The sequence below is a fragment of the Chryseobacterium sp. SG20098 genome, assembly GCF_031844745.1.
Lineage (GTDB): Bacteria > Bacteroidota > Bacteroidia > Flavobacteriales > Weeksellaceae > Chryseobacterium > Chryseobacterium cucumeris.
The window spans coordinates 2,057,607-2,083,962 of record NZ_CP134622.1 but is presented as its reverse complement, the minus strand read 5'-3'; the positions used below and the strand labels follow the sequence as shown (position 1 = coordinate 2,083,962).

General features: G+C 34.8%; 25 protein-coding genes. All 25 read left to right on the top strand.

Annotated elements, in window-relative coordinates:
* Window positions 1-2,391, top strand: a complete 2,391-nt coding sequence (locus tag RHP76_RS09490) for a GumC family protein (protein ID WP_311230047.1) — start codon at window positions 1-3, stop codon at window positions 2,389-2,391.
* The gene (locus tag RHP76_RS09485) at window positions 2,391-3,686 is read left to right on the top strand and encodes a nucleotide sugar dehydrogenase (RefSeq protein ID WP_120232071.1); all 1,296 of its coding nucleotides are present in this window, start codon (window positions 2,391-2,393) and stop codon (window positions 3,684-3,686) included. The genes RHP76_RS09490 and RHP76_RS09485 overlap by 1 nt, the downstream gene beginning before the upstream one ends.
* Before the next feature lie 6 nt (window positions 3,687-3,692).
* A complete protein-coding gene (lhgO, locus tag RHP76_RS09480; RefSeq protein WP_311230046.1) occupies window positions 3,693-4,883 on the top strand; it encodes an L-2-hydroxyglutarate dehydrogenase in 1,191 nt (396 codons plus the stop codon).
* Between the two features lie 35 nt (window positions 4,884-4,918).
* Window positions 4,919-6,043 (top strand): DegT/DnrJ/EryC1/StrS family aminotransferase, encoded by a 1,125-nt coding sequence (locus tag RHP76_RS09475; protein ID WP_311230045.1) that lies wholly within the window; start codon window positions 4,919-4,921, stop codon window positions 6,041-6,043.
* 12 nt (window positions 6,044-6,055) lie between these two features.
* Window positions 6,056-6,628, top strand: coding sequence for an acyltransferase (locus RHP76_RS09470; RefSeq protein WP_311230044.1), 573 nt, complete (start codon window positions 6,056-6,058; stop codon window positions 6,626-6,628).
* Between the two features lie 8 nt (window positions 6,629-6,636).
* The gene (locus RHP76_RS09465) at window positions 6,637-7,650 is read left to right on the top strand and encodes a Gfo/Idh/MocA family protein (RefSeq protein ID WP_311230043.1); all 1,014 of its coding nucleotides are present in this window, start codon (window positions 6,637-6,639) and stop codon (window positions 7,648-7,650) included.
* A 2-nt stretch (window positions 7,651-7,652) separates the two neighbouring features.
* On the top strand, window positions 7,653-8,759 hold the full coding sequence (locus RHP76_RS09460) for a DegT/DnrJ/EryC1/StrS family aminotransferase (RefSeq protein ID WP_311230042.1): 1,107 nt from the start codon (window positions 7,653-7,655) through the stop codon (window positions 8,757-8,759).
* Between the two features lie 32 nt (window positions 8,760-8,791).
* On the top strand, window positions 8,792-9,748 hold the full coding sequence (locus RHP76_RS09455) for an NAD-dependent epimerase/dehydratase family protein (protein WP_311230041.1): 957 nt from the start codon (window positions 8,792-8,794) through the stop codon (window positions 9,746-9,748).
* Window positions 9,738-10,379 carry an LbetaH domain-containing protein gene (locus tag RHP76_RS09450; protein WP_120232065.1) on the top strand — a complete coding sequence of 214 codons (642 nt, stop codon included), beginning with the start codon at window positions 9,738-9,740 and terminating at the stop codon, window positions 10,377-10,379. Before RHP76_RS09455 ends, RHP76_RS09450 begins: the two co-directional genes overlap by 11 nt.
* A gap of 11 nt (window positions 10,380-10,390) precedes the next feature.
* Window positions 10,391-11,632, top strand: a complete 1,242-nt coding sequence (locus tag RHP76_RS09445; protein WP_120232064.1) for an MATE family efflux transporter — start codon at window positions 10,391-10,393, stop codon at window positions 11,630-11,632.
* Window positions 11,625-12,743, top strand: a complete 1,119-nt coding sequence (locus RHP76_RS09440) for a glycosyltransferase family 4 protein (RefSeq protein WP_288443351.1) — start codon at window positions 11,625-11,627, stop codon at window positions 12,741-12,743. Before RHP76_RS09445 ends, RHP76_RS09440 begins: the two co-directional genes overlap by 8 nt.
* Window positions 12,744-13,453: 710 nt before the next feature.
* Window positions 13,454-14,089 carry a hypothetical protein gene (locus RHP76_RS09435; RefSeq protein WP_311230040.1) on the top strand — a complete coding sequence of 212 codons (636 nt, stop codon included), beginning with the start codon at window positions 13,454-13,456 and terminating at the stop codon, window positions 14,087-14,089.
* Entirely contained in the window at window positions 14,086-15,213 is a 1,128-nt protein-coding gene (locus tag RHP76_RS09430) for a glycosyltransferase family 4 protein (protein ID WP_120232061.1), read from the top strand. Before RHP76_RS09435 ends, RHP76_RS09430 begins: the two co-directional genes overlap by 4 nt.
* A complete protein-coding gene (locus tag RHP76_RS09425) occupies window positions 15,200-16,234 on the top strand; it encodes a polysaccharide biosynthesis protein (RefSeq protein WP_120232060.1) in 1,035 nt (344 codons plus the stop codon). The genes RHP76_RS09430 and RHP76_RS09425 overlap by 14 nt, the downstream gene beginning before the upstream one ends.
* 3 nt (window positions 16,235-16,237) lie before the next feature.
* Complete coding sequence (locus RHP76_RS09420; protein ID WP_311230039.1) at window positions 16,238-16,660, top strand: WxcM-like domain-containing protein; 423 nt, start codon at window positions 16,238-16,240, stop codon at window positions 16,658-16,660.
* A gap of 2 nt (window positions 16,661-16,662) precedes the next feature.
* A complete protein-coding gene (locus RHP76_RS09415; RefSeq protein ID WP_311230258.1) occupies window positions 16,663-17,781 on the top strand; it encodes a polysaccharide biosynthesis C-terminal domain-containing protein in 1,119 nt (372 codons plus the stop codon).
* Window positions 17,782-17,785: 4 nt separating this feature from the next.
* Entirely contained in the window at window positions 17,786-18,859 is a 1,074-nt protein-coding gene (locus tag RHP76_RS09410) for an EpsG family protein (protein ID WP_311230038.1), read from the top strand.
* A gap of 4 nt (window positions 18,860-18,863) precedes the next feature.
* A complete protein-coding gene (gene wecB, locus RHP76_RS09405; protein ID WP_311230037.1) occupies window positions 18,864-20,000 on the top strand; it encodes a non-hydrolyzing UDP-N-acetylglucosamine 2-epimerase in 1,137 nt (378 codons plus the stop codon).
* Window positions 19,997-21,202, top strand: coding sequence for a glycosyltransferase family 4 protein (locus RHP76_RS09400; protein WP_311230036.1), 1,206 nt, complete (start codon window positions 19,997-19,999; stop codon window positions 21,200-21,202). Before wecB ends, RHP76_RS09400 begins: the two co-directional genes overlap by 4 nt.
* 20 nt (window positions 21,203-21,222) lie before the next feature.
* The gene (locus tag RHP76_RS09395) at window positions 21,223-21,825 is read left to right on the top strand and encodes a sugar transferase (protein WP_311230035.1); all 603 of its coding nucleotides are present in this window, start codon (window positions 21,223-21,225) and stop codon (window positions 21,823-21,825) included.
* A 5-nt stretch (window positions 21,826-21,830) separates the two neighbouring features.
* Window positions 21,831-22,424, top strand: a complete 594-nt coding sequence (locus RHP76_RS09390; RefSeq protein ID WP_311230034.1) for an acetyltransferase — start codon at window positions 21,831-21,833, stop codon at window positions 22,422-22,424.
* Window positions 22,425-22,442: 18 nt separating this feature from the next.
* Window positions 22,443-23,579, top strand: a complete 1,137-nt coding sequence (locus RHP76_RS09385; RefSeq protein WP_311230033.1) for a DegT/DnrJ/EryC1/StrS family aminotransferase — start codon at window positions 22,443-22,445, stop codon at window positions 23,577-23,579.
* Window positions 23,580-23,594: 15 nt separating this feature from the next.
* Entirely contained in the window at window positions 23,595-24,164 is a 570-nt protein-coding gene (locus RHP76_RS09380; RefSeq protein WP_062674036.1) for a sugar transferase, read from the top strand.
* 14 nt (window positions 24,165-24,178) lie between these two features.
* A complete protein-coding gene (rfbC, locus tag RHP76_RS09375) occupies window positions 24,179-24,724 on the top strand; it encodes a dTDP-4-dehydrorhamnose 3,5-epimerase (RefSeq protein ID WP_034699135.1) in 546 nt (181 codons plus the stop codon).
* 95 nt (window positions 24,725-24,819) lie between these two features.
* Complete coding sequence (gene rimO, locus RHP76_RS09370; RefSeq protein WP_062674038.1) at window positions 24,820-26,121, top strand: 30S ribosomal protein S12 methylthiotransferase RimO; 1,302 nt, start codon at window positions 24,820-24,822, stop codon at window positions 26,119-26,121.
* The last annotated feature ends 235 nt before the right edge of the window (window positions 26,122-26,356 follow it).

The following is a 26,356-nucleotide window of genomic DNA, read 5'->3' as shown; positions in this document are numbered from 1 at the left end:
ATGAACACCCAACAGTCTTCACCATCTTTAGAAGTAGAAAATAGTTCAAGTAATATTGATATTAATGAAATAGTAAAGCCCTATTTAAGAAAATGGCCATGGTTTGCTCTAAGCGCCTTTATTGCTTTAGTAATAGGTTATGTTGCATTGAAATTTATGACTCCCATTTACAATGTACAGACAACAGTACTTGTAAAAGATGCCAAAAACTCCTCGTCTCCTATAAATAATGATTTAGGTGTTTTACCAGATTTTTCGAATTTAGGCGGTCTGAAAACAAACAGTATTGCTAATGAAATCGAGATGTTGCAGTCAAAAAGACTAATGAAAGAAGTAGTCATTAATAAAAACCTTCAGACCGATATTTTTGCAAAGTCTAAACTTAGAAAAATTGAGCTCTATAAAGATACCTCACCGATTGAAGTAAGGGTAATTAATGAAAAACCGGGTGAAATTTCTACTCCTGTTCTTCTAAAAATAGAAGGAGAGAAACTTATAGTAAGTACAGATAAATCTAAAAAAGAAATTGTTACTGGTTATGGTAAGACAATAGGACTTCCCTTTGCCAATATTATCATCACTAAAAACGATAAATATAATCCGGCTGCTTTAAAAGAAGTAAATCTGAATGATCTTGAACTTTATATTTCAACAGTAGATACAAAAGTAGACATGCTGCAAAGTATGCTTGCGGTAAGCTTAGTTAATAAGGATGCTACCGTATTAAAACTGGATATGAGCTATCCACAAATTACAAAAGCGGAAGATGTACTTAATGCTTTGGTTGTAGCATATAACAATGACGCTATTTTAGATAAGAATTCTGAATCTAAAAAGACATTGGACTTTATTGAAGACAGAATTAAAAGACTTACTGGAGAGCTTGGGGATGTAGAAAGTCAAAAAGAAATATTTAAATCCAAAAATAACCTTACCGACCTTGAAACAGAGGCAAAAATAAGCCTGGAAAGTTCTGCCGCTGCAAGAGAAAAACAGCTTGATGTGGATGCACAGCTGGAACTTACTAATGCTTTGATCAGTTTTGTAAATAAACAGGGCCAGTATCAGGCTTTACCTTCCAATGTAGGATTGAAAAACCCTGAAGCTATTGCAGGAATTGCTACTTACAACCAGCTGGTTCTTCAGAGAAACAGGTTTTTAGAGTCTGCAACTGTAGAAAACCCTACAGTGGTAGATATTACCAAACAGATCAACACAATGCACCAGTCTATTGAGCAGAGTTTGCAGAGAAATAAAACAGGTCTTGAGCTGGCAAGAAATGAATATCTTGGTGAGCAGAATAAAGTTTCAGATAAAATATCTAAACTTCCTTCTATTGAAAAAATGTTCAGAAGTATTGAAAGACAGCAGCAGATTAAGGAGAATTTATACTTGTTATTACTTCAAAAGAGAGAAGAAACAGCAATTGCTGAGTCTATTACTGCTCCTAAAGCAAGAATAATAGATAAAGCGTACGCATCAGCAAGCCCTATTGCACCTAACAGAAAGATTGTCCTTATTTCAGCATTGTTTTTGGGACTTTTAATTCCATTTTTGATTATTTATTTATCTACTATTTTCAACAACAAGGTTGTTACAAAACACGATCTTGAAAAGCTGGTGCATGCACCTATTATTGCAGAACTGCCAAGTCTTGAAAAAGGAGATTCTGAGATTGTTAAAATGAATGATATTACTCCTATGGCGGAAGCATTCAGAATTCTTATTACCAATATGAATTTCATGCTTTCAAAAGAGAAAAAAGGAAAAATAGTATTCGTTACTTCGACGGTAAAAGGAGAAGGGAAAACATTCACATCTGTAAACTTGGCTTTAACATTGGCCAATCCTAAGAAAAAAGCAATTATCATAGGGTCTGATATCAGAAACCCCCAGCTCCAGAGATATAATCCTGCCAGAAAAGGACTTGCCGGGCTTACGGAGTATCTTTACAATGACGAGACTAAACTTGAAGACATTATTCATGTATCATCTTTTAATCCTTATCTGGATGTAATCTATTCAGGAATGATTCCACCGAACCCGACAGAATTGCTATCTAACGGCCGTTATGAAATTCTTCTGACGGAATTGAAAGAAAAATATGAATATATTATTCTTGATACTGCACCATTGCTTCTTGTAACAGATACTTTCCTTATTGCCGAACTTTCTGATGTAACCATTTATGTTTCCAGATCTAAATACACAGAAAAGGCATTATTGGAATTTGCCAATCGAAATATTGATCAGAAAAAAATCAGAAATGTAGGATTTGTTCTTAATGATGTAAGCAGAGAAAATTTAGGATACAGTAACAAATACGGTTATGGCTATAACCAGCATACAGAACAATCTTGGTTTCAAAAAATAAAAAATAAATTTAGTTAATGGCAACAACATATAAAATAGCGGTTATAGGCCAGGGTTATGTAGGTCTTCCTTTATCTCTTGAATTTGCAGATCATTATCCTGTCTTTGGATTTGATATCAATACACAGCGTGTTGATCAGCTTAATAACGGAAAGGATATAACGCTTGAAGCTGATGTTGATAAATTAAATAACGGACTGAAAAAATACAGGGAATCTAATGGCTCTTTAGGCTATAAAGCAACTAGTCAGTTATCTGATATTGCCGAAGCTAATGTATTTATTGTAACAGTTCCTACACCTATTGATAAATATAATGCTCCAGATTTGAATCCTTTAATTTCTGCTTCAAAAATGTTAGGAGAAATTATCAAAAAAGGAGATATTGTTATTTATGAATCTACAGTTTTCCCGGGGTGTACAGAAGAAGAATGCGTACCGGTTCTTGAAAAAAATTCAGGATTTAAGTTTAATGAAGACTTTTTTGTAGGCTACTCTCCGGAAAGAATTAATCCGGGAGATAAGGTAAATACGCTTACCAGTGTTAAAAAAGTAACTTCAGGTTCTACAGAAAAGATTGCCGAAGAAGTAGATAATCTATATAAGAAAATCATTACAGCCGGAACTCATAAAGCACCTAGCATTAAAGTTGCAGAAGCTTCAAAAGCTATCGAAAATGCACAGAGAGATGTTAATATTTCTTTTGTTAACGAATTAGCATTAATCTTTGATAGGGTAGGTATCGATACGAATGATGTATTGGAAGCTGCAGGAACAAAATATAATTTTCTTAAGTATAAACCAGGATTGGTGGGAGGACACTGTATCTCTGTAGATCCTTATTATCTTGCACACAAAGCGGAACAGCTGGGATATCACCCAGATGTTATCTTGTCTGGAAGACGTGTAAACGATTCTATTGCAAAGTTTGTTGCAGCTAAAGTAGTGAAACTTCTAATTGCAAAGGGAGGAGTGATCAAGAATTCGAATGCTCTAATTTTAGGAGTTACATTCAAAGAAAACTGTCCGGATGTTAGAAATACTAAAGTCGTAGATATCTACCGAGAACTTGCTGATTATGGAGTAAATGTTGATATTTATGATCCGTGGGCAAGCAAGGAAGAAGTGAAACATGAATATGGAATTGATATTCTGGATGCTCTTCAGGAAGGTAAAAAGTATGATTCTTTAGTGATTGCAGTATCTCATAATGAGTTTCTGGAAATGGATCTGGATCTGCTTAAAAAAGAAAATGCTGTGGTTTTTGATACCAAAGCATGTTTAGACAGAAATCTGGTTGATGCAAGATTATAATAGATCATGAACTATGATATCATAATCATTGGTGCGGGTTTGGTAGGATTGGCTACAGCCTATCAGACTCAACTGAAAAATCCTGATTCTAAGATTCTCATTTTGGAAAAAGAAAATGATGTGGCATTGCACCAATCGGGACATAACAGTGGAGTAATCCATAGCGGGATTTATTATAAACCGGGAAGCCTTAAAGCTAAAAATTGTATTGAAGGCTATAACTCGGTCATTAACTTTGCCGAGAAACATGGCATACAATATGATCTTTGCGGAAAAATAATTGTAGCCACCTCACAGAAAGAATTACCACTTTTAGATAATATTTATAAAAGAGGAGTTGAAAACGGACTTCAGAATTTAAAATATCTTTCCAGAGAAGAATTTCGTGAAATTGAACCCCACTGTGAAGGAATAAGAGCAATCAAAGTACCACAAACCGGAATTATTGATTATCCGGGAATCGCCAAAAAAATAAAAGAACTTTTTGAAGAAGCAGGTGGTGAAGTAAGATTTAATAATGAAGTAAAAAACATTATTGATAAAGGATCTGAAGTTATTGTAAACACTAATATTTCTGAATTTAAGACCCAAAAACTTATTTCCTGTGCAGGATTGTATTCTGATAAGATCACCAAAATGACCAACGAAAAAAATGATGTGGTCATTATTCCTTTCAGGGGAGAATATTTTAAAATCAAAGATGAAAAAAAATATCTGGTAAAACATCTCATTTACCCGGTACCAGACCCTAGTTTTCCATTTCTTGGAGTCCACTTTACCAGAATGATTGATGGTAATATTGAAGCCGGTCCTAATGCAGTGCTGGCTTTCAAAAAAGAAGGATACCATTTTTTCGATTTCAACTTCAATGAAGCTCTGCAGACGATGCTATGGCCGGGATTTAGAAAAATTGTAGCGAAATACGGAAAAACAGGAATGGGGGAAATGCACCGTTCACTATCCAAATCCGCCTTTACAAAAGCCCTTCAGAAACTTTTACCGGAAATACAGGAAAATGACCTTGTGCCAGGAGGTTCAGGAGTACGAGCACAGGCTTGCGACAGAAATGGAGGATTGATTGATGATTTTGATATCGTGAAAAATGGAAATATTATTCACGTTAGAAATGCTCCCTCTCCTGCAGCTACATCTTGCCTTTCGATAGGAAATAAAATCAGTGAACTTATCATAAGTTAAAAACGCACCCCTATACGCACTCAAAAAACTAAAATATGAAAATTCAAATGGTAGATCTTAAAGGTCAGTACCTGAAAATAAAGGAAGATATAGACGCCGGTATCCAGGAATGCATAGACAATACAGCATTCATTAATGGCCCTGCTGTAAAAGAATTTCAATACGATTTCGAAAAATATCTTGGAGTAAAACATGTTATTCCATGTGCCAATGGAACAGATGCTCTTCAAATAGCCATGATGGCCCTTAATCTGCAGCCTGGTGATGAGATAATCTGTCCTGCTTTCACTTACGTAGCAACTGCGGAAGTTATTGGTCTTTTAGGGTTAAAACCTGTAATGGTAGACGTAAACGAAGATACTTTTGATATACAGCTGGAAGGTCTTGAAAAATATCTTACCCCCAATACCAAAGCAATTGTTCCTGTTCATTTATATGGTCAAAGTGCTGATATGGAACAAATTCTTAAATTTGCAGAAAAACACAACCTTTTTGTTATAGAAGATAATGCTCAAGCAATCGGCTCTGATTATACATTTTCTGATGGAACTGTTAAAAAAACAGGAACTATCGGACATATTGGATGTACGTCATTTTTTCCGTCAAAAAATCTGGGATGTTATGGTGATGGAGGTGCTTTGATGACGAATGATGATGAACTGGCTTTCAAAATCAGAATGATTGCCAATCACGGCCAGGAAAAGAAATACTACCACAAAGTTTTAGGTTGTAACTCAAGATTGGATACCATACAGGCTGCTGTATTGAAAGTTAAGCTTAAGAATTTGGATGAGTATTCAGCTTCCAGAAACAGAATGGCGGATTATTATGATGCAAATCTTGCAGGTATATCAGAAATTCAAGCTCCTAAAAGAGCTGCGAATTCTACCCATGTATTTCATCAGTATACCCTTAGAGTGAAAAATGGAAAAAGAGATGGATTACAAAAATATCTGGCAGAAAAGAATATTCCAAGTATGATATATTATCCTTTGCCTCTTTACAAACAGGAAGCTTTTCTTCAATATGCGAAAGAAGGTTTTAGTCTTCCGGTTACAGAGCAGCTTTGCAAAGAAGTGATCTCTCTTCCTATACATACAGAATTTGACCAGGAAGTACTGGATATTATTATTACAGAAATTAAGAATTATTTTAATTAATATAAAGCAGATATGTCGGATTTTTTTGCACACGAAACGGCCGTTATTGACGATGGATGTCAAATAGGAAACGGAACCAAAATTTGGCACTTTTCACATCTTATGACAGGTTGCATTTTGGGCGAAAAATGCAATATTGGACAGAATGTTGTCATTTCACCTAAAGTCGTTTTGGGAAAGAATGTAAAAGTTCAGAATAATGTTTCGATCTATGAAGGAGTAACATGTGATGATGACGTTTTCTTAGGTCCTTCAATGGTTTTTACCAATGTAATCAATCCAAGAAGTGCTGTAAACAGAAAGAATGAATATCTGAAAACACATGTAGGAAAAGGAGCTTCCATAGGAGCTAATGCAACGATTGTTTGTGGCCATAATATTGGTCAGTATGCTTTTATCGGAGCAGGAGCTGTGGTTACAAAAGAAGTTCCGGATTATGCATTGGTAGTGGGAAACCCTGCCAGACAAATGGGATGGATGAGTGAATTTGGGCATAGACTTCAGTTTGACGCAGAAAATATGGCCATTTGTGAAGAAAGTGGAGAAAAATACAAATTAGAAAATAATAAAGTTTCAAAAATTTAAATATGCAAATGAGTGAAAAAATAAAATTTGCAGTAGTGGGCTGCGGGCATATCGGAAAGAGACATGCCGAAATGATCACAAGAAATTCTGAATGTGAGCTTGTAGCTCTAATAGACATAATGGATAAATCTGCTTTAGGAATTGAAAGCTATGATGTTCCTTTTTTTGAGTCATTAGATGAATTTTTGAAATCAGGAATAGAAGTAGATGTTATCAATATCGCTACTCCCAACGGATTCCACTTTGAACAATCTTATAAAGCAATTGATGCCGGAAAGCATATTGTTGTGGAAAAACCAATGACTTTAAACAAGCAAGATGCGGAAAAACTTATTTTTCAGGCTCTGCACAAACACAAACAGGTTTTTGCTGTAATGCAAAACCGATATTCTCCACCTTCTGCCTGGGTAAAAGAGATGGTAGAAAACGGAAAATTAGGTGAAATATACATGGTGCAGCTTAACTGCTACTGGAATCGTGATGACCGATATTACAAACCGGAATCATGGCACGGAAAGAAAAATCTGGATGGTGGAACATTATTTACCCAGTTTTCTCATTTTATAGATATTATGTACTGGTTGTTCGGCGACATTACTAATATACAGGCAAAATTTGCTGATTTTAATCACCAGACTCTTACAGATTTTGAAGACTCAGGATTTATTAGTTTCGATTTCGTAAACGGAGGTATGGGAGCATTAAATTATTCTACTTCCGTATGGAATCAGAATCTTGAAAGTTCTATGATTATCATTGCTGAAAACGGTTCTATTAAAATTGGTGGTCAGTATATGGATAAAGTAGAGTTATGCAATGTGAAAGATTATGTAATGCCGGAACTTCCTCCTACTAATCCCGGAAATGACTATGGCGCATATAAAGGTTCTGCAGCCAACCATCACTATATTATTGAAAATGTAGTGGACGTGTTAAAAGGACGAAATACTATTACAACCAATGCTTTGGAAGGGTTGAAAGTAGTAGATATTATTGAAAGGATTTATCAATTAAAAAAATAATTATGTTGTCAAATTTTGTTCCGCTGGCAAGTCCGGATATTAATGAAACAGATATTAACCGTGTTGTGGGGGTTTTAAAATCAGGAATGCTGGTGCAGGGAGAGAATGTAGGTTTATTAGAAACTTTCTTCTCTGATTATTTGGGAGCAGAATATGCTTCAGCTCTGAGTAACGGAACTTCTACTTTGCACCTGGCATTAATTACATTAGGAATTGGTGCTGGTGATGAAGTCATCGTACCTGCATTCAGTTATGTAGCTACAGCTAATGTAGTGGAACTGGTAGGTGCAAAATGTATTTTTGTGGATATTGATGAGAATACATTTAATATTGATGTCAATAAAATAAAGGAGGCTATTACTCCCAATACAAAGGCTATTATCCCGGTTCATGAGTTTGGTTTAGCCTGCAACATAGAAAGTGTAATGGATATTGCCCGCGAGCATAATCTGTATGTTATTGAAGATGCTGCATGTGCTTTGGGAGCAACTCAGAATAACAAAAAAGTAGGGACATTTGGTGATTTCGGTTCATTCTCATTACATCCACGTAAAAGTATTACCAGCGGTGAAGGAGGAATTCTGACAACGAATAATCTCGGGTATTCAGCTAAGGTAAGAATACTTAGAAATCATGGTATTGAAATGCAGGATGGCAGAATGGAATTTGTAGAAGCAGGATACAACTATAGAATGACGGACTTTCAGGCAGCACTGGCTCACAGCCAGATCCAGAGACTGGATAATATCCTTGCGATGAAACAAACTTTGGCAGAGGTGTATCTATCGGAAATTAATAACCCAAAGATCACATTACCTGTAGTGCCTGAAGGAAGAAACCATACATGGCAGACTTTTCACGTCTTAATCGACGACAGTTTACAGCAAAATGAAGTGCTTGAATTTTTAAGAAGTAATAAAATTGGGGCAAACTACGGAGCTCAATGTATTCCTGCTATGAAATACTATGCAGACAAATACAATCTGGATTATAGAGAAAAGTTCCCGAATGCTTACAGGGCATATTCTAAGGGAATTGCCTTACCATTGTATGAAAAACTGACAGAAGATACAGTCTTCAAAATTTCGCAAATAGTCAACAGAATATAACGATATAACGAATCAAAAAAAATTTATTTAAAATGATAACTAACAAAACGATTTTTATCACCGGAGGTGCAGGATTTATTGCCAATACTCTGATTAAACATTACATAGAGAATAATAAAATTGTGGTGTATGATAACTTTCACAGAGATACATTAAGTTCAAGCGGGTTAGCAAATCACCAGAATTTGACGGTCATCAAAGGAGATGTTTTAGACTTAGCATTTTTAACAGAAAGCATGAAAGGTGCTGACGTTGTTGTTCACGCAGCAGGTATTGCAGGTATTGATACTGTAATCAAAGATCCGGTAAGAACAATGAGCGTAAACATGATCGGAACTGCGAATGCGTTGGAAGCAGCAAAAATAAACGGAATAAAAGACAGATTTATAGACTTCAGTACTTCTGAAATTTTTGGTAGCCACGCTTTCAAAAGTAGAGAAGAAGACACTGCGGTTGCAGGAAGCGTAGGAGAAGCAAGATGGGTATATGCAGTAAGTAAGCTTGCCGGAGAACATTTGGCTCACGCGTATTACAAGCAGCATAAACTTCCGGTGGTTACTGTAAGACCTTTCAACGTATATGGTCCTGGACAAACCGGGGAAGGTGCTTTACAGATTTTCATCAAAAAAGCGCTTAAAAATGAAGATATCTATATCTATGGAGACGGTACGGCAATCAGAGCCTGGTGCTTTGTTGATGATTTTGTAGACTGCCTGATCAGATGTATTGAAGACCCGAAAGCTATCGGAGAAAGCTTCAATTTGGGTAACCAGAGAACGGTTATTACAACATTAGGTTTAGCTGAATCTGTATGCAGAGTACTGAAGAGCAACAGTAAAATCATCTTCAAAGATGCTCTTAGTGCAGACATTGAAATGAGAATCCCTAGTGTAGCAAAATCAAAAGAAATTTTAGGCTTTGAAGCAAAAGTAGATCTTGAAGAAGGTATTTTAAGAACAGCCGAATACTTTAAATCTATTGAAAACTAAAGAAGAAATATTAATATTTCCTTATAGCGGGACTGGTATTGAGGCATTAGACTGTCTGTCTGAAGAGCAGTGTTGTATAGGTTTTATTTCTGATAATCCTTCGATGATCGGAACGGAACAGTATGGCATTAAAATTTATAGCAGAGAGGCATTTCAGGAATTTCCTGAAGCTAAAGTCCTGGCTGTCAATGGCAGTCCTGATTCTTATAAAAAAAGAAAGCAAATAATTGATGGACTTGAAATAAAGACTGACAGATTTACAACACTTATCCATCCTAAAGCTGTTATCGGAAAGAATGTAAAGGTAGGAAAAAACGTCCTTATTATGGCCGGAGTTGTAGCTACTGCAAACGCAGAAATAGGAAATCATATTTGTATTCTCCCTAATACTGTTGTTCATCATGATTCTAAAATCGGGGATTATACCTTGGTTGCAGCGAATAATACTATTTGTGGAGATGTCATCATCGGAGAGAACTGCTATTTAGGAGCTTCTTCAAATTTCAGAAATGGAGTAAAGATAGGCAATGGAAGTCTTATTGGTATAGGAAGCAATGTGGTTGGTAACATTGGAGATAATAAAATGGTAAAAGGTAATCCTGCAAAGGAATATTCTGAGAAATCAGACTAAATAGGAGATTTATGAAACATAAAGTTAGAGCTTTCAAAAATATGCTGTTGATGTCTGCACCGGAGTATATTGCCGGATTTTCAGTTTTTGTTATCCTGATCTCTTTTTCCAAGAAAGCATCTCTAGCAGAAATTGGAGAACTTACATTTGCTAATACTGTGGGGCAGTTGGTTTCCAGTGTTTTAGCTGTTGCCTTGTTAACAACTATGCGGCGTGATTTTGTACTGAAGACAGCACTTAGGGATAAATATGCCATATCTTTATATATCATTAGAATCCTGATTTCATTATCTGTATTTATTATTTCATTTGTACTATTGGAACTAAACCTTTTCAGCGAAATAGTACTGTTAATGATAGTTTCCAGAGGAATCGATTCTTTGTCTGAAACTTATTATTATACATTGCTTTCTAAGGAGGAAATTTTAAAATTTTCAATATTAAAAAGCATGCACTATATAAGCCTTATATCCTTTGTCATTCTTGGGATTTATAAGGGGTTTGATCTCCATCAGATCAGCTATATATTTTTATTCAACAGTATAATCTGGTGTTTGGTCAATTTTATTCTTCTTTTTTTTGAAAAGGGAATTGTTAAAAAAATCATATTTCTTGATACTTATCAGACTGATCTTTTTAAAAGAACATTGCCCCTGTTAATGAGCAGCACCATATACTTATTATCTGCAAGGCTGAATTTATTTATTGTAAAAAAGATATGCAGCCCAGAGGATTTTGGTCTGTTTAGTATAATTATTACTATTCTGGGGATATTTTCTATTTTTACAAGTGCAATCAGTAGTTTTTTGATTAATAAGCAGGTAGAATGGTATAAAGTGTCACTTCAAAGGCTAAAAATAAATTCAATAAAACTTGCAGTTCCATTATTTGCTGCAGGACTTATTATTTTATTGATTTCTTATTTTGTTTCAGACTACATCAATTATCTCTTCAAGAATTTTGATATGAACCACTTGTGGTTATTGAAACTATCTTTAATTTCAATTTTGGTTTATTTCATCCAGATACCTTACAATTACCTATTTACAGTGATGGATAAAAATAAAGTGGCCTTGTATTTTTCAGTATTCATGATTGTTGTTGCAGCATTATTATATTATCCGTTTACGTTTTATTTTGGTCTTACGGGGTCTGTAATTGCTTTTTTGGGATATAATATACTTTGGTGTGGTAGCTTATTTGGTATTTCTATGTATATTATTAACAAACAAATTTTAAAAGGAAATGAATAACATATTGATTGTTTCTAATACACTGTGTTTTGGAGGGGCAGAAAGTTTTTCTGCACAGTTATTCGAAAATTTGGAGCAGCAGTATGATAATCTGCATTATGCTGTTTTTTCATGCAATATGGATTTACTGGAACGTTTCCCTGCTATTGATAGAAAAAAAATACATCAGTTTGATGATTCTGATAGAACCAATACTTTTAAAATGCTTTCAAAGATCTTTAAAGTAAAAAAATACCTTAAGGATCATAATATTGATACAATATACTGTAGCCAGCCTGATTCTGCACTGGTTTTTTGGTTATTAAAAATTTTTAATAAAAAAATTAAAATCATATATATAACCATGCATGTATATGAAAATGCAGATGCCAAAGAAAAATTTATCTGGAAAACTAAACTGCCTAATAGAAGTACGGACATTTTTATCGGGTTGAGTGAATACCTATCTTTACAGCTAAAGCAAAAAAATAAGGTAGATCCTTCGAAAGTAATAATCAACAGGCTCCCTGTAGATATTAATAAATTTAATGTTGCCGATAAAAAAGACAGAGAGCAGTTTAATTTACCTCTAAATAAGAGGATTGTTGGAATATGTTGCAGACTCTATCCTATAAAAAGGGTTGATCTTTTTGTAGAAGCCTTCAGGCATATTGAGGATGAAGATACAATAGGTGTTATCTATGGAGAAGGTCCTGAAAAAGAAAGACTACTGGGTATGATAAAAGATTTTCAATTATCGGATAAAGTCTTTTTGCGACCATTTATAGATAATGTTAATGAAATTATTCCAATGTTTGATCTTTACTTACAAACTGTGGACGGTCCCAACTTAGGACTGGTAACACTTGAAGCTTTCAGTTCAGGAGTCCCAGTCATTATGCTTGCTGATAATGAGGAAGAAAGATTTATGATCCTTGATACCTATTGTAACGAAAATGTAGGTGGAATATCTACTACAGATCCTAAAAATATAGCTTTAAAAGTGTTGGAAATATTAAATATTTCTGAAAAGGATGGAATGCCTGCAAGATGTAGAAAACTGGCAGCAGAAAAATATTCATGGCCCGCATTTCTTTCTATCAATGAGAAAATTCTAAAACAGCTTAGATGACTTTTTTTATAATATTATATATAATATTTCTTACTCTGGTATTTTTCTTTTTTAGGAAGAATTACAGATTTTTTGGGTATGAAAAGTACGATTTTCTTTTACCCATAAATATTATATTGTTTTTTTCGGTATTGGCTACTCCGTATATGTTCTATATAGTGAAGCATCCTGATATTATCTATACACCTGTTGATACTGATAATTTAAATAACTTGCTGTTCAAGTATATTCTTTTGCATGTAGGCTGTATTATTTTTTTTATTGTAGGGACTGTATCTTTTCTGAAAAAAATGTTAAGTTCTTTGATTAGTAAGCTGGATATTATTACGGTGGGACAAAGTAAGAATTTGTTATTTTTATTAAGTATTATATTTTACTTACTTTCTGTTTATAACTTTAAATCCTTACAGCTTGACAATCTTTTTCAAATTTTTATCAATAGAAATGAAAATATAAGTAAACTGGGATATATCTATTTCACTCAACAGATTATCGGATATTATATATTATATCTCTATCTTTTAAGAGACCGGTTAAACTTGGTACAAAAGATCAACCTGGGAGTGTTTTTTATTACCTTCCTGTTATCTTCCCTGCTTACCGGCGGACGTACTCAGATATTGTACATGCTTATATTCTGTTTTATTGTTATACAAATAAAAAGGCCAGCATCTATTAAACAATTCTTTAAGCCCAAGTACATCTTATTGATGGCACTTTTCTTGGGAGTAATGTATATCATCCCAAAATTCAGAGGCACCGCAGCATGGAATAATGAAGGATTGGTATCCGTGATGACAACTAAAGATGAAAACTCTTATCAGTCTTATCAGTTGCTTTCTGATATGAGTGGACTGGATAGGTATTTATTTATCATAGATATGTTTGACAGACATGGCTTCTGGTATGGAGAAGGATATGTAGATGTAGTAAAAATTTTACTGCATCCCATTATAAGAAGCGATGTAAGTAAGCTACCAAAAGGAGATGATGGACTTTACCTGGCAGTAATGTCAAACGAAAAACGGTTTATTGATAAACCTTACCGTGTAGATGATGATTATATGACTTCCTTTCCTGTAGGTAATTATGCAGCCTATATGAACTTTGGAATTATAGGACTGTTATTGGCTTACTTTTTTCTTGGAGGAATTGCTAATACTCTCTATCAGGGATGTAAAAAAGGAAGATTTAAATATATTTATTTTTATACGCTCTTTATTTCGGGATCTGTTGCCTTTTCGAATATTGGTCTTCTTAATATTATTATTAACTCTATTACCCTGGTAATTGTATTTGTTATTATCAGAATTTTTAGCCCGGGTAATATAAAACTACAAAGATGAAATTTGTTTTAATGGGAGTAAAATCCTCCCCTAAAAATATAAGTGGTCAGTCTATATGTTTTGATATGCTTTTGGACGAGTTGAAAAAGCAAATGATTCCGTTCAAGTATATCACAGTAAGCGTAGATACCGACAGTAATTTTCAGAAGATACTGGAATATCTTACAGCGTGCATCAAACTGATTTACTTTTATATAACGACAATAGGTAAGTCAAAGATGATCTACATTGCAGTAGCACAGTCCAGACTGGGCTTTTACAGAGATTTTATGTTTGTCTGGATTTCTGCATTATTCGGAAAGAAAATCGTAGCCCACCTGCATGGAGGCAATTTTAAAACATTCTATCTTGAACAGTCTCCTTTCCTTCAGAAAATAATCAAAAAAACATACGACCAATGTGACTGTATTATTGTTTTGTCCAGAGTATATACTGATCTTTTTGATTTTGTAGATAACTATAAAGAAAAAGTAAAGGTAGTTCCTAATGGAATTCCGGAATTTGATAACGACGAGTCAATAGAAAAAAAATATAATCCGACCAGACCGGTGATCCTGTATCTTTCTAATCTTATTGAGAGTAAAGGCTATTTGGATGTTTTACATTCGTCCCTGATCCTTAAAGAAAAATATAATATTTTTCCGCAGGTTTATTTCTGTGGAAACTTTTTAAGTAACTCGGATGATGTGACTTTTGACAGCGTTGAAAAAGCAAAAGATTACTTTCATAATTTTGTGAAAGAAAATAAGCTGGAAGACAATGTTGTCTATAAAGGATTGGTTCAGGGAGAAGCCAAAGATCAGATTTTAAAGAATGCTGACTTTTTGATTCTACCTACCAATTATAATGCAGAAGGGCAGCCTATATCTCTGATAGAAGGATTAAAGAATGGCTGTGTGTTGATTACAACCCAATACAGAGACATTCAGTATATGAATTTGGATAAAGAAACAGGTTTTTTTGTAAATTATAACGATCCTGAGGCTATTGCAGAAATGATCAGTAACGTGAATGAACAAGACTTTAAAAGAATGAGTCTGAATGCTCAGAAACATTTTAAGAACAGCTATTCTTTTATCAGTCATTATAATAATATAATAAAAATTTTCTATGAATATTCATAATAAAGTATTACTAATTACTGGAGGAACAGGTTCTTTCGGAACAGCCGTTCTAAGAAAATTTATCAATACCGATCATTTTAAAGAAATCCGTATTTTTTCCCGTGATGAAAAGAAACAGGACGATATGAGAAATCAATTTAAAAATGATAAACTGAAATTTTATATCGGAGATGTAAGAGATTACAGAAGTATTGAGCTGGCTATGAGAGGAGTAGACTATGTTTTTCATGCTGCAGCCCTGAAGCAGGTACCTTCGTGTGAGTTTTTCCCTATGCAGGCATTAAAAACCAATGTAGAAGGAACACAGAATGTAATTGATGCAGCTGAAGCAAATCATGTTCAGAAAATGATTTGTTTGAGTACGGATAAGGCAGCCTATCCTATCAATGCCATGGGGATTTCCAAAGCAATGATGGAAAAAGTAGTAGTAGCAGCCTCCAGAAATCTGAAAAATACAACAGTTTGTCTTACGAGATACGGAAACGTTATGGCATCCAGAGGTTCTGTGATTCCATTATTTGTTAAACAGATTAAAAACGGTGAACCTATTACTATTACAGATCCAAAGATGACGAGATTTTTAATGTCATTGGAGGAAGCTGTTGAACTTGTTTTATTTGCTTTCGAAAATGGAAATACTGGAGACCTGTTTGTCAATAAAGCACCGGCAGGAACTATCGGTGATCTGGCTCAGGCTCTTAAAGAATTGTTTAAAGCAGACAGTCCGATAAAAGTAATTGGAACAAGACATGGGGAAAAGCTTTATGAAACTCTTTGTACACGTGAAGAAATGCTGAAGGCAGAAGATATGGGAGATTTCTACAGAATTCCTGCAGATAACAGAGATCTTAATTATGATAAGTATTTTTCAGAGGGTATGAAAGACATTTCAAAAATAGAAGATTATCATTCTCATAATACGAATCAGCAGGATGTAGAAGGAATGAAAAAACTTCTTTTGAAGCTGCCTTTGATCAGAAAAGAAGTATTAGGAGAAGATGTAATGCAATATCCGGACTAAAAAATGAATAATCCGGAAATTATTGAGGGCGGAAAATCTGCTGATGAAAGAGGAAACCTTTTTTTCAATAATAATTATAATGCTTCTTCAATAAAAAGAATATATTGCATTGAGAATAATAATATAGACTATATAAGAGGATGGGCTGGACATAAGACAGAACAACGTTGGTTTACAGCCATCCAGGGAGCTTTTATTATTAAATTGGTGAAAATTGATCACTGGGGAGAACCCTCAAAAGATCTTCAGATTCTTACTTTTGAGTTGAATGACGAAAAATTGGATGTACTTCATATGCCGGCAGGGTATGCCTCAGCAATTCAGGCAAAAGAAAAGGGATCGAAACTTTTAGTAATGGTAAATTATTCTTTAGGTGAAATTGATGATGACCATCGTTTCCCTCTGGATTATTTTGAAAATATGTAATGATGATAAAAATAGGAATAACCGGACAAAACGGTTTTGTAGGATCACATCTGTACAATACACTGGGGCTAAAGCCTGAGCGGTATAAAAGGATTGAGTTTGACAGATCTTTTTTTGATCATCCGGATCAGCTGGATGCATTTGCAAAACAATGTGATGTCATTGTACATCTTGCAGCAATGAATCGTCATCCGGATCCTGAAGTGATTTTCAGTAACAATATTGAACTCGTAAGGAAATTAATAGATTCTTTGGAACGGACAGAATCAAAGGCTCATGTTTTATTTTCATCATCTTCTCAGGAAGAAAGAGATAATCTATATGGAAAATCGAAAAAAGAAGGAAGAATGCTTTTGGCAGACTGGGCAAAAAAAGCTGGCGGAAAATTTACAGGAATGATTATTCCTAATGTTTTTGGACCTTTTGGAAAGCCAAACTATAATTCTTTCGTTGCCACCTTCTGTTACAAGCTTACACATGGTGAAACCCCTGTTATTGATAATGACGGCGAAGTGAAGCTAATCTACGTAGGAGAGCTCGTACAGGAAATCATCGGCCAGATAGAAGCGTCAGATTCTAAAGAGTTTTACGAAGTAGAGCATACTTCAGTAAATAAAGTCTCTGAAGTATTGTTAAAACTTGAAAATTATAAAAAATTATATTTTGATAATGGTGAGGTTCCACAGCTTACATCAGCTTTTGATCTGAACCTGTTTAATACTTTCCGTTGTTATTTTGATATTAAAAACCATTATCCTGTCAAATTCACACAACATACAGATCCGAGAGGAGCTTTTGTAGAGGTAATCAGACTTGGAATAGGCGGTCAGTGTTCATTCTCTACAACAGTTCCCGGAATTACGAGAGGAGACCATTTTCATACCAGAAAAATTGAAAGGTTTGCAGTAATAAAAGGAGAAGCACTTATTCAGTTGCGAAAAATTGATACTGAAGAAGTCTTCGATTTTTATTTGAAAGGGGATGAGCCCGCTTATGTAGATATGCCTATCTGGTATACCCATAATATTAAGAATATAGGAAATGAAGATCTTTATACCATTTTTTGGATTAACGAAGCATTCAACCCGGAAGACCCTGATACATATTTCGTAAAAGTATAAATAAATGTATACACCGGTTGCTTTTTCAATTGTATTCTATCTGTTTACATCATTGCTGGTTACAGCAGTTGTGATAGATAGTTATTCAAAAAAACGGTTACTCAGTATAGATGGAAATACAGGCTATTTCTATCTTATTCCTCTGTTTTTAGTTATCCTTATTGGTTTCAGACCCGTAGGTATCACAGGTTTCACAGACTCCGAAATGTATAGGGAATTCTTTGATATAGCACGTGTAGAAGGAATTTCACCAATGCCGAATAAGGATTTGTTTTTCGGGTATTTTATTTTGTTTACCTCATATATTACCAATGAAAGAGGTTTTTTTATCTTATGTGGTTTAGTATCGGTAGCACTGTTGGTATTGGTATCAAAACATATTTCTAAAAAGCACTGGATATTATTTTTTATCTGTCATATAGCTTCCCTTTATTACTGGAATTATAATGTATATGGTATCAGACAAGGGATGGCATCTGTCATGTTTTTATATGCGGTTTTTATTAAAAACAAATGGTGGAAGTCTTTACTCATGTTACTAGCATTTGGATCTCATTTTTCTTTGGGACTTCCGGTATTGGTATATATCTTCTCAGGATTGATAAGCAAAGTTGATAGAAAATTCTATTGGATTTGGGGATTGGCAATTCCTGCTTCTTATTTTTTTGGAATTGAAATTGAACATACTGTTGCCAACTTAATCCCGGATGAAAGAGCACAATATTTTATAGAAAATATTGATGAGCAGGTATTCCGTTGGGATCTGATTGCCTATAGTTCGGTTATCATGGCAATTTCTTATTATTTTATATTCATTGAAAAGATAAAAGATGTCACTTATCATAGGATAGTGAATGTTTTTATTTTTACAAATACTATATTTTTATTTTTGGTAAGAGTAAATCACGCTCATAGATTTGCCTATTTATCCTGGTTTTTAGCTTCATTAATCATTTTTTATCCGTTTTTTATTAATAACGATGAAAAATTGAGAAACAAATACAGGTTGTTCTCGCAAACTTTACTCGCGTTTTTTACCTTTGTAGTTCTCCATTTTATAAGAATAACTTTTTTATAACCATATGATGAAATTAAAAGTAATGACAGTCGTGGGCACACGGCCGGAAATCATTAGATTATCAAGAGTGTTAGCCGCTTTAGATACTTCTGAAGCAATAGAACACATTGTAGTCCATACAGGACAAAATTACGACTATGAACTTAACCAGATCTTTTTCGACGATTTAGGCTTAAGAAAACCTGACCATTTCCTGGAAGCAGCAGGAAAAACTGCTGCAGAGACAATTGGAAACATTTTGGTTAAAATAGATCCGCTTCTCGAGGAAGTAAAACCAGATGCGTTTTTAGTACTGGGAGATACAAACTCGTGTTTATGCGCTATTCCCGCTAAAAAAAGACAGATTCCGATCTTCCACATGGAAGCTGGAAACAGGTGCTTTGATCAAAGAGTTCCCGAAGAAACGAACAGGAAAATTGTTGATCATATTTCAGATGTTAATTTAACATACTCTGATATTGCCAGAGAATATCTTTTAAGAGAAGGTCTTCCTGCCGACAGAATCATTAAAACCGGATCCCCGATGTACGAGGTTCTGAATCATTATCTTCCCAGAATTAAAAATTCCGATGTTCTTACTCGATTAAATCTTGAAGAAGGAAAGTATTTTGTAGTATCATCCCATAGAGAAGAAAATATTAATTCAGATAAAAATTTCAAGGGGCTCATAGACAGCCTTAATGCAATTGCAGAAGAATATCAATATCCAATCATTTTTTCAACTCATCCCAGAACAAGAAATATGATTGATAAAATGCAGGTTCAGGTGAGATCTGAAATTCAGTTTCTGAAACCTCTTGGTTTCCATGATTATAATGCTCTTCAAATGAGAAGTTATGCTGTATTGTCAGATTCCGGTACCATTTCAGAAGAATCCTCAATCCTTAATTTCAGAGCGCTTAACATTAGAGAAGCACATGAAAGACCTGAAGCTATGGAAGAAGCTTCTGTTATGATGGTGGGATTATCTCCTGAGAGAATTTTACAGGGGTTGGTACAGCTTAAGCAGCAGCAAACAGGAGAAAATAGAAACTACAGGCTTGTGGCAGATTATTCTATGCCCAATGTGTCTGAAAAAATGGTTAGAATTATTGTAAGCTATACCGATTACGTTAACAGAGTAGTCTGGAGTAAATTATGAATATAATGTTTCTTACCTTAGTGAAGATAAATACCTTAAAAGAACGTGGTATTTATCAAGATTTAATGCGGGAATTTTCCCAGCATGGGCACTATCTGTATATAGTTTCCCCTGTTGAAAGATGTGAAAATCAAGAAACAAAAGTGAAAAAAGAAGGGAATACTGTTTTTCTGAATGTAAAAACACTTAATATCCAGAAAACGAACTTTATTGAAAAGGGAATTTCTACCTTAACAATCGATAAACTCTTTCTGAGAGCCATCAATAAACACTTGTCAGATGTAAAATTTGATTTGGTTATTTATGCCACACCTCCTATTACTTTTACGAACCTTATTAAATATATCAAAAAAAGAGATCAGGCTAAAACATATCTGCTTCTAAAGGATATCTTTCCTCAAAATGCTGTGGATATGCAGCTGATGTCCAAAAAAGGATTACTGTACAACTACTTTAGAAATAAAGAAAAAGAATTATATTTGATTTCAGATAAAATTGGGTGTATGTCTGATGCCAATCTAAAATTTGTGATGGAGCATAATCCTTTTATTCCTAAAGAAAAACTGGAGGTAAATCCAAATGCTATTGAGCTCCTGCCTTTAAATAAAGAAATTGTATACCAATATAAAGAAATTCACGCCAGGTATGGCATCCCGGAAAACAGAAAAATATTTATCTATGGTGGAAACCTGGGCAAACCGCAGGGTATTGATTTTGTCATAGAAACCTTAAAGGCTAAAGCTGAAGATGACAGATTGTTTTTTGTGATAGTGGGTTCAGGAACAGAATTTGGCAGAATGAGGAAATGGTTTGATACTTTCCGCCCCAAAAACGCATTACTTTTATCTGCCATTCCAAAAACTGATTATGACCTGCTGGTACAGTCCTGTGATGTTGGACTGATTTTCCTGCATAAAGATTTTACCATCCCGAATTATCCATCACGTTTACTCTCATATCTTGAGTTTAAATTGCCGGTCCTTACTGCTACAGACTCTTGTACAGACATCGGAACAGATGTAGTTAAGAATAATTGTGGAATAGCTGTGGATTCAGCAAATCTTCAGGAGATGATAAAAGCAATAGATAAATTTGTAGAAATGGATACGAAAGATTTTGAAGAAATGAGGGAAAATAGCAGAAGATTTCTGGAAAGAGAATTTCAGGTACAACAATCCTATGACAAAATTATTAACGCTTAAAAATAAAGAGAAAAAAAAAGATGTATCGTGTTTTTGTAAAAAGAGTTTTTGATTTTATATTAGCTTTAACCGGTTTGCTTATAATTAGCCCTATATTTATAGTTTTTTTTGTTGCTTTGGCTATCGCAAATGAAGGGAAGCCCTTTTTCTTGCAGAGAAGACCAGGGAAAAACGGTAATATTTTTACCATTATAAAATTCAAAACGATGAATGACAAAACCGACTCTGAAGGTAATCTGTTATCAGATGCAGAAAGACTTACGGCAGTAGGATCATTTGTCCGTAAAACATCTATAGATGAAATTCCTCAGCTGATTAATGTTTTGATAGGAGATATGGCATTAATAGGCCCAAGGCCATTATTGGTACAGTATCTGCCCCTGTATGATGAACATCAGGCACGAAGACATGAAGTAAGACCCGGAATTACCGGCTGGGCACAGATTAACGGTAGAAATGCTATTTCCTGGGAAGAAAAGTTTAATTTAGATGTCTGGTATGTGGACCATGTATCCTTTATGCTGGATCTGAGAATAATATTTCTTACGATAAAGAAAGTATTTATAAGAGAAGGTATTTCAGCAGATGGACACGTTACCATAGAACCTTTTAAAGGAAAATAAAAATAATGTATTTATTCGGAGCAAGCGGACACGGTAAAGTAATAGCAGATATTGCTGCTGCTAATGACATAAAAATTAAGGCATTCATAGATCAGGATGTTACTAAAAATGAATGCTACGGATTTCCAGTCTTGAATAATTTACCAGACGATAAGGAAAAACTTATTATTTCAATTGGAAATAATCTTATCCGTAAAAAGATTGCAGAACAGATGAAGAGTGAGATGGGTACTTTAATACATCCAAAATCAATAATTTCTGCTTCTGTGAATATAGAAGAGGGAACAGTAATCATGGGCGGAGTCGTAATCAATGCTGATACTGCCATTGGAAAACACTGTATCATCAATACCAATGCATCTGTAGATCATGATTGTGTGGTTGAAGACTTTGTTCATATTTCACCCAATTCAGCACTTGCCGGAGGAGTAGAAGTAGGAGAAGGTTCTCAAATTGGAATAGGAGCTTCGGTAATCCAGGGAATAAAAATAGGAAAATGGTGTGTAATAGGTGCCGGAGCGGTCATCATTAACGATGTTCCTGATTATTCAGTGGTTGTAGGAAATCCGGGTAGAATTATCAAGAAAAATATTATATAAAAGTTACGAATCAAAAATATGAATACTAAAATCTGGCTGTCCTCGCCACATATGGGAGGGAATGAACAAAAATATATCAACGAAGCGTTTGAAGAAAATTGGGTAGCTCCGTTAGGTCCTAATGTTAACGGATTTGAAAATGATCTGGAGCAGTTTTTAGGTGGAAGTGCAAAAGTAGCTGCTCTTTCTGCGGGTACTGCAGCATTACACCTTGCTCTTATCGAGTGTGGAGTTGTACATGGTGATGAGGTAATCTGCCAATCCATGACTTTCTCTGCTTCAGCCAATCCCATCGCGTATTGTGGAGCAACACCTGTTTTTGTGGATAGTGAACCGGTTACATGGAATATGTGCCCGAAAGCACTAAGAGAAGCCATCGAAGACAGAATTCAGAAAGGAACAAAGCCTAAAGCAATCATTGTAGTACACCTGTATGGTATGCCGGCAAAAATGGACGAAATAACAGCCATTGCTCAGGAGTTCCAGATACCTGTGATTGAAGATGCTGCTGAAGCCCTTGGCTCAACTTACAAAGGGCAGGCTTGCGGAACATTCGGCCGTTTTGGAATCTTAAGTTTTAATGGAAATAAAATCATTACCACTTCAGGAGGTGGAGCTTTGGTTTGTCATACTCAGGAAGATAAAGATAAAGCGGTTTTCCTTTCTACACAAGCCAGAGACAATGCTCCTCACTATCAGCATTCGCACATTGGTTTCAACTATAGAATGAGCAATATTGTGGCAGGAATAGGAAGAGGACAGATGGAAGTGCTTAAGGACAGAGTGGCTGCCCGCAGAGCAATGCACAATTTCTATGTTGACCTTTTCAGCAATATTGAAGGGGTAACTGTATTTTCAGAGTCGAATGATGATTTTTATTCCAACCACTGGTTATCCGCAGTGATCGTTGATCCGGAAATTACAGGAAAGGACAGAGAAGGTCTGAGACATGCATTTTTAGAAGACAATATAGAATCAAGACCACTTTGGAAACCAATGCATTTACAGCCGGTCTTTGAAATTTCTCCTTACTATGGTGGGAATGTTTCAGAAAAACTTTTTGATAACGGATTATGTCTCCCTTCAGGTTCTAATCTGTCTGATGATGACAGAGAAAGAATAGCAAAGGTTGTTCATTCTTACTTTGGACTTTAATATTATTTAAATTTAATGAATCAGTATAAATATTGGAAAAAAGTTTTTGATTTTGCCTTAGCGGCAATATTGATCCTTTTTCTTATGCCTGTATTGATTATTTTATTTGTGATTGCAAGTTTGGATACATCTTCTAATGGGATTTTTTTTCAGACCCGAATAGGGCAATATGGAAAACCATTTACCATTTTTAAGATTAAAACAATTCATGAACATAAGAGAACATGTTCAAAAGTTGGGCAGGCTCTCAGAAAATTTAAGCTCGATGAATTTCCGCAATTGTTTAATATTGTAAAAGGTGATATGAGTTTTGTAGGTCCCAGACCTGATATTGAAGGATATTATGATAAACTTGTCGGAGAAGACAGGAAAGTTTTGGAACTCAAACCTGGGCTTACCTGTGAAGCAAGTATTAAATACAGAGATGAAGAATATCTTCTGAAAAATCAGGAAGATCCTTTAGCTTATAATGATGAAGTAGTATTTCCAAACAAAGTAAAAATGAATCTGGAGTATTTTGAAAGTATGTCTTTCAAAAACGATATAAAGATCTTGTTTAAAACATTAATAACCACATTGAAATAGAGTTTTTAACTATTATGAAAATTAAAGAAACCCCGCTTAAAGACTGCTACATCATAGAGCCTACCATATTTGAAGATGAAAGAGGCTACTTCTTTGAAAAGTTCAACGAAAAAAAATTTGAGGAACTTACCGGAATGAACGGGCACTTTGTGCAGGATAATATTTCTAAATCTTCCTATGGAGTATTGAGAGGACTGCATCTTCAGAAAGGAGAACATGCCCAGGCAAAATTGGTATCCTGCCTTGAAGGAAGCGTTTGGGATGTGGCTGTAGACCTTAGAGAGGATTCTCCTACATTCGGAAAATGGTTCGGAATAGAGCTTACTGCTGAAAATAAATTACAACTTTATGTACCGAGAGGTTTCGGACACGGTTTTTCTGTATTGAGTACCCATGCTGTATTTTCTTACAAGTGTGATAATTTTTATAACAAAGAGTCAGAAGGAAGTGTGAAATTCAATGATCCTGATCTTGATATCGATTGGAAAGTAGATGAAAAAGATGCCATACTTTCAGATAAAGACCAGAATGCCCCTGGATTTAAAGAAAAAAACTTTTAAAGTATATCCCTGAAAACCACTTTTATAAAGTGGTTTTTATTTTTTAATCCTAACTCTCCAATATTTTGTATCTTTGCAGACTCAAAATCAAAACGATGCGTACAAAATCTGTAGGGAAGAAGAAAATCAATGTAGTCACTCTTGGATGCTCCAAGAATGTATATGATTCTGAAGTATTAATGAGCCAGCTGAAGGCCAATGGCAAAGAAGTGGTTCACGAAGACCGTGGGGATATTGTGGTCATCAATACCTGCGGATTTATTGATAATGCGAAAGAAGAGTCTATCAATACCATCCTTGATTATGTTGATGCTAAAAACAGAGGTGAGGTCGAGAAAGTATTCGTTACAGGATGTTTATCTGAAAGATATAAACCGGATTTGATAAAAGAGATTCCGGATGTAGACCAATATTTTGGAACAAGAGATCTTCCGATACTTTTAAAGCATCTTGGAGCAGATTATAAACACGAACTGGTAGGAGAAAGATTAACAACAACTCCAAAACATTACGCATACCTTAAAATTTCCGAAGGCTGTGACAGACCTTGTTCTTTCTGTGCAATCCCATTGATGAGAGGAGGGCATATTTCAACACCCATCGAAAAACTGGTTTCAGAAGCTCAGAAACTGGCCAAAAAAGGGACAAAAGAGTTAATTCTTATTGCTCAGGATCTTACTTACTATGGTCTTGATCTTTATAAAAAGAGAGCATTGGGCGATCTTTTAAAAGAATTGGTAAAAGTAGAAGGAATAGAATGGATTCGTCTTCACTATGCTTTCCCTAGCGGTTTCCCTGAAGATGTTCTTGATATTATCCGCGAAGAACCTAAAGTATGTAACTATATCGATATTCCTCTTCAGCATATCAATTCAGACTTACTGAAATCTATGAAGAGAGGAACTACCCATGAGAAAACAGATGCCCTTTTAGGAAAATTCAGAGAGAAAGTTCCTGATATGGCGATCAGAACAACGCTTATCGTTGGATATCCTGGAGAAACAGAAGAGATATTTCAGGAGCTTAAAGACTGGGTAAGAGAGCAGAAGTTTGACAGATTAGGATGCTTTACCTATTCTCACGAAGAAAACACTACTGCCCATGTTTTGGAAGATAATATTCCACAGGAAGTAAAAGAAGCAAGAGTAGAAGAGATAATGGAGCTTCAGTCTCAGATTTCATGGGAAAAGAATCAGGAAAAAATAGGTAAAGTATTCAGATGTATTTTTGACCGTAAAGAAGGAAATTATTTCATCGGAAGAACAGAGTATGATTCTCCGGATGTTGATAATACTGTTTTGGTTTCAGCAGAAGATACTTATATTTCTATTGGTGAATTTGCAGATGTTAAAATTACCTCCGCCGAAGAATTTGACTTATACGGAGAATTGGTTTAGCTAAACGCTTATTAATCAGTTAAAAATAGCATTTTTCAAGCTGACTCATTAACGAAAATTAACATAGAATTTTCTCGGTAGTAGGTTTTTATTTAATTGATAATCAATTTGTTAATATTTTGTGTAATTAAGATTTTTTAATTTTCCATTATAATGTATTTAAAATCGAAAATTATGTCTTAAATTTGCGCAAGAAGCAATATTTTTAAATCATGTGATTTCAGCAAGTTAATCA

What these genes read in the sequence shown, in the direction of transcription:
- rimO (WP_062674038.1), top strand. Translation starts at nt 24,820, where the DNA reads ATGCGTACAAAATCTGTAGGGAAGAAGAAAATCAATGTAGTCACTCTT.
- RHP76_RS09455 (WP_311230041.1), top strand. Translation starts at nt 8,792, where the DNA reads ATGATAACTAACAAAACGATTTTTATCACCGGAGGTGCAGGATTTATT.
- RHP76_RS09400 (WP_311230036.1), top strand. Translation starts at nt 19,997, where the DNA reads ATGAATATAATGTTTCTTACCTTAGTGAAGATAAATACCTTAAAAGAA.
- RHP76_RS09425 (WP_120232060.1), top strand. Translation starts at nt 15,200, where the DNA reads ATGAATATTCATAATAAAGTATTACTAATTACTGGAGGAACAGGTTCT.
- rfbC (WP_034699135.1), top strand. Translation starts at nt 24,179, where the DNA reads ATGAAAATTAAAGAAACCCCGCTTAAAGACTGCTACATCATAGAGCCT.
- RHP76_RS09465 (WP_311230043.1), top strand. Translation starts at nt 6,637, where the DNA reads ATGAGTGAAAAAATAAAATTTGCAGTAGTGGGCTGCGGGCATATCGGA.
- RHP76_RS09485 (WP_120232071.1), top strand. Translation starts at nt 2,391, where the DNA reads ATGGCAACAACATATAAAATAGCGGTTATAGGCCAGGGTTATGTAGGT.
- RHP76_RS09390 (WP_311230034.1), top strand. Translation starts at nt 21,831, where the DNA reads ATGTATTTATTCGGAGCAAGCGGACACGGTAAAGTAATAGCAGATATT.
- RHP76_RS09470 (WP_311230044.1), top strand. Translation starts at nt 6,056, where the DNA reads ATGTCGGATTTTTTTGCACACGAAACGGCCGTTATTGACGATGGATGT.
- RHP76_RS09410 (WP_311230038.1), top strand. Translation starts at nt 17,786, where the DNA reads ATGTATACACCGGTTGCTTTTTCAATTGTATTCTATCTGTTTACATCA.
- lhgO (WP_311230046.1), top strand. Translation starts at nt 3,693, where the DNA reads ATGAACTATGATATCATAATCATTGGTGCGGGTTTGGTAGGATTGGCT.
- RHP76_RS09435 (WP_311230040.1), top strand. Translation starts at nt 13,454, where the DNA reads ATGGCACTTTTCTTGGGAGTAATGTATATCATCCCAAAATTCAGAGGC.
- RHP76_RS09430 (WP_120232061.1), top strand. Translation starts at nt 14,086, where the DNA reads ATGAAATTTGTTTTAATGGGAGTAAAATCCTCCCCTAAAAATATAAGT.
- RHP76_RS09440 (WP_288443351.1), top strand. Translation starts at nt 11,625, where the DNA reads ATGAATAACATATTGATTGTTTCTAATACACTGTGTTTTGGAGGGGCA.
- RHP76_RS09380 (WP_062674036.1), top strand. Translation starts at nt 23,595, where the DNA reads ATGAATCAGTATAAATATTGGAAAAAAGTTTTTGATTTTGCCTTAGCG.
- wecB (WP_311230037.1), top strand. Translation starts at nt 18,864, where the DNA reads ATGATGAAATTAAAAGTAATGACAGTCGTGGGCACACGGCCGGAAATC.
- RHP76_RS09445 (WP_120232064.1), top strand. Translation starts at nt 10,391, where the DNA reads ATGAAACATAAAGTTAGAGCTTTCAAAAATATGCTGTTGATGTCTGCA.
- RHP76_RS09490 (WP_311230047.1), top strand. Translation starts at nt 1, where the DNA reads ATGAACACCCAACAGTCTTCACCATCTTTAGAAGTAGAAAATAGTTCA.
- RHP76_RS09395 (WP_311230035.1), top strand. Translation starts at nt 21,223, where the DNA reads ATGTATCGTGTTTTTGTAAAAAGAGTTTTTGATTTTATATTAGCTTTA.
- RHP76_RS09460 (WP_311230042.1), top strand. Translation starts at nt 7,653, where the DNA reads ATGTTGTCAAATTTTGTTCCGCTGGCAAGTCCGGATATTAATGAAACA.
- RHP76_RS09475 (WP_311230045.1), top strand. Translation starts at nt 4,919, where the DNA reads ATGAAAATTCAAATGGTAGATCTTAAAGGTCAGTACCTGAAAATAAAG.
- RHP76_RS09385 (WP_311230033.1), top strand. Translation starts at nt 22,443, where the DNA reads ATGAATACTAAAATCTGGCTGTCCTCGCCACATATGGGAGGGAATGAA.
- RHP76_RS09420 (WP_311230039.1), top strand. Translation starts at nt 16,238, where the DNA reads ATGAATAATCCGGAAATTATTGAGGGCGGAAAATCTGCTGATGAAAGA.
- RHP76_RS09415 (WP_311230258.1), top strand. Translation starts at nt 16,663, where the DNA reads ATGATAAAAATAGGAATAACCGGACAAAACGGTTTTGTAGGATCACAT.